Genomic DNA, 1589 nt, shown 5'->3' with positions numbered 1-1589 from the left:
CTAGGAGCCTGTCGGACAATAAAATTGGCGGCCTAAATTTTTTGGAGCGAGCCTTTCATGGGCAGTTAAATCGGCATTCAAAACGAGTAACGAGTTGGTTTCTGGTGAGAATCCACCTGGCTTTGCCGTCGTTCAGTATCCATCGCTGGGATTTGTGTTGGTTCTCTGGTTTATCCCGTCGCCAACACATGCATCCGTTTCAAATTGTAGGCCATGGCCACCAACTTCCATTCGCCAGAGGTCGCTTGCAGGCCTCGTAACGAGAACTGTCGAAAGCCCATGATCTGTTTGATGATCCCAAACACGGGCTCGACAGTGCATTTGCGCTTACCGTACTGCGCGCGGCCTTGCTTAGTTTTCAGGGCGTGGGCCATGTTGACCACGGGATCATCGCTGTTGGGTTTGGGGGCATCCGCCGCGAGGCGTTCTTCTAAAGGCAAATGGTGCGCGTCACGACCCAGGGCGATCAGAGGGGTGATGCGGCGGTCATCGCAGGCTTTGACGTTGCCTTGGCTGAAGTAGCCGTTATCGGCCAGCAGGGTGTCGGGTTTGCCGAAACCGCTTTCCAGTTTAACCAGTTCGTCCAGCATCGGTTCGACCTGCTGTTTGTCGTTGGTGTCCTGCGTGAGCGTGGCCGCGACGATGAGCAGGCTGTCCACATCGACCGCCGCCTGACCATTGTAGGCCTGCACGAAGCCTTCGTGACTGGGCATGATACGGGATTCTGCGTCGGTCAGATTGATTTGATCCTTGGCTTTTGGCCCCGTTTCCGGGGCTTTGGGTTCTTTGCCGCGCGGTTTTCGTCCCGCTTTGCGCTGGGCTTCACGGCGAGCCACTTTGTCGGCATACTCCTGTTGGGCTTGTTGATCGCGTTGGGCGACACGCTCGGCAATCTTGGCTTTGGCATCGGCCAAGGCTTGCAGGCGTTGTTCGCGGCGAGCGATTTCAGCCGGTAAGTCGTACTCGTCGCAGGCTTCTTGTTGATCGGTTTCGGCGGCCTTGGCGAGCAAGGCCTGCACTTCCTCGCGCAGTTGGGCTTCCAACTTTTCGATATGACCGTGGGACAGGGCTTTGTGTTTGGAGGCGTTCGCCTTGATTTTGGTGCCATCCAGCGAAATCTGTCCTAGTTTGACCAGTTTCATGGCCTGTGCGATGGCCAGAACCTGCACGAATAAATCTTCCAGTTCCACCAGGAACGTTTTGCGGAAGTGGGCCAAGGTGTCGTGATCGGGATGCAGGTTGGCGGCGATAAAGCGGAAGGCTACCGAATCGTACGTTGCCCGTTCGATCTTGCGACTGGAAAAGGTGCCTGTGGCATAGCCGTATACCAGCAACGCCAGCAACAAAGCCGGATGATAGGCTTTGGAACCGCTGCGTGAATAGCGACGGGTCAGCTTCGACAAATCCAGTTGATCGATGACTTCAACGATGTACCGAGCCAAGTGGTCTTCGGGCAACCATTCGTCCACCGACGGGGGCAGCAGGTATTGTTGATGGCGGTCGTATTGGATGAAACGGGTCATGGGTCTTCTTGAATTGGGTGTCGGCGTAGGCCGCTATTTTACCAAATTCCTGGCTTTAGCACTGGG

1 protein-coding gene is annotated in these 1589 nt (G+C 55.7%); it reads right to left on the bottom strand.

Going from position 1 to position 1589, the window contains the following annotated elements:
* Positions 1-170: 170 nt before the first annotated feature.
* The gene (locus EK23_RS21280; protein WP_045227408.1) at positions 171-1523 is read right to left on the bottom strand and encodes an IS1182 family transposase; all 1353 of its coding nucleotides are present in this window, start codon (positions 1521-1523) and stop codon (positions 171-173) included.
* Positions 1524-1589: the final 66 nt, after the last annotated feature.

Origin of the sequence: Methyloterricola oryzae (assembly GCF_000934725.1) — a bacterium.
GTDB classification, from domain to species: domain Bacteria; phylum Pseudomonadota; class Gammaproteobacteria; order Methylococcales; family Methylococcaceae; genus Methyloterricola; species Methyloterricola oryzae.
Note: the sequence above shows the minus strand (reverse complement) of the source record. Positions and strands in the feature narration are given on the sequence as shown.